The organism is Alienimonas sp. DA493 (genome assembly GCF_043951915.1).
Classification (GTDB): Bacteria; Planctomycetota; Planctomycetia; order Planctomycetales; family Planctomycetaceae; genus Alienimonas.
On the sequence record NZ_JBINJD010000322.1, the window covers coordinates 1 to 1,309 of the forward strand.

A 1,309-nucleotide genomic window follows, 5' to 3' on the forward strand; every position below is an offset into this window, starting at 1 on the left:
TCGCTCGGCTCGCGCCCCTTGCCGCTGATCTCGGCGAGGGCGTCGAAGATCGGCACCGCGTTGGCCGGCGCGACCTTCGCCCCGGCGGCCCGCAGGGCCGCCAGCCGGGTCGTCGCCGCGTCCCCCTCCGGCTCCCCGGAGAGCGCCAGCGTGCAGTTGCCGGCCGGGATCAGCCGCAGTTCGAGGGCGAACAGGTGAGCCAGTTCCACGGCGTCGTTCACCGCGAACCGCAGGTCGCCGACCTTGCCGGAGGGATCGGTGAACTCATTCACCCCCACGAACAGCCCGGCCGACCCCGTCGGAGCGGCGTCGTGCACCGGGCGGGGCGGCGCCAGCAGGACCTGCTGAGCCGACGCGGTCAGCGGCGCAAGCAACGTCGCACCGAGCAACACGACGCAAACGGCGAACCCACGACGGGCCGGCGGGGCGGGGCGGGACATCGACTCGCGGTGCCTTGCGGACGGGAAAAGCGGACGGCGGCGCCTGGCGGGCGTACCGACGAGGTTACCGGTCCGCACTCCGCGACGCAGGGGGCAATACGCCGTCGTCGGCGGTCCGCTTCACCCGTTTTGCAGCGAGCCCGTTACGATTTCGCTCCCGTGACGATCTCGAAGTCGATCGGCCCCACGCTGCCGGCGTTCGTCGTCTCGCTCGGGCAGGCCGTGAGGCCGACGACCAGATCGACCAGCGCCTCGAACTCGATCAAGTCCCCCGGCTTCGAGAGCGGCGGGTCCACGCTGATCCGGCCGTCCGGCTGAAACGAGACGTGCATGAAGCAGTTGAACGTCGTCGGGATCATGTCCGGCTCCACGCCGTAGGAGGCCAGATTGTCCCGCAGGTTCACGAAGCAGCTCGGGTGGTCGTCGACGCCGAGGAGGATCCGGTACATCTCCGGGCTGCACGGGGTCAGCAGGAAGTCGTGCCGGCCGCAGGTGTCCTCGGTGATCCGCAGGAACTTCCGGCTGCGATTGCTCCACAGCGTGTTGCCGGTCGTCAGCAGGATCGTCTCCTCGTAATCGAACGTCCGCCCGCCGGAGAGGTACTCCCGCACGTCGTCCGCGGCGTAGCACATCAGGTCGGAAACCTGCTGCCCCCCGGGGTCGATCACCCGCAGCCGCTCCCCGGCGTTCAGGCGAAAAGCGGTACCGCACTTGGCCGGGATGCGGCGTCGGCCGACGGGGCGGGGGTCGGCGGGATCGACGGCGGGGGGCGTCGAGAGGGCGGCGGTCTTCAAGCTGGGATCCACTTTCTGAGTGTTTCGCTCTCGGGGCGACGCTCTGCGTCGCCCCGCTCAGGACGCGGAGCGTCC

Annotated in this window: 2 protein-coding genes; both read right to left on the reverse strand. The window is 70.4% G+C overall.

Going from position 1 to position 1,309, the window contains the following annotated elements:
* The coding region (locus ACG2DA_RS22765) for a hypothetical protein (protein ID WP_395258987.1) at nt 1–440 on the reverse strand (440 nt) is incomplete at its 3' end.
* Nucleotides 441–583: 143 nt separating this feature from the next.
* Nucleotides 584–1,234: a DUF1989 domain-containing protein gene (locus tag ACG2DA_RS22770; RefSeq protein WP_395258989.1), complete on the reverse strand. Its 651-nt coding sequence runs from the start codon at nt 1,232–1,234 to the stop codon at nt 584–586.
* Nucleotides 1,235–1,309 lie beyond the last annotated feature (75 nt).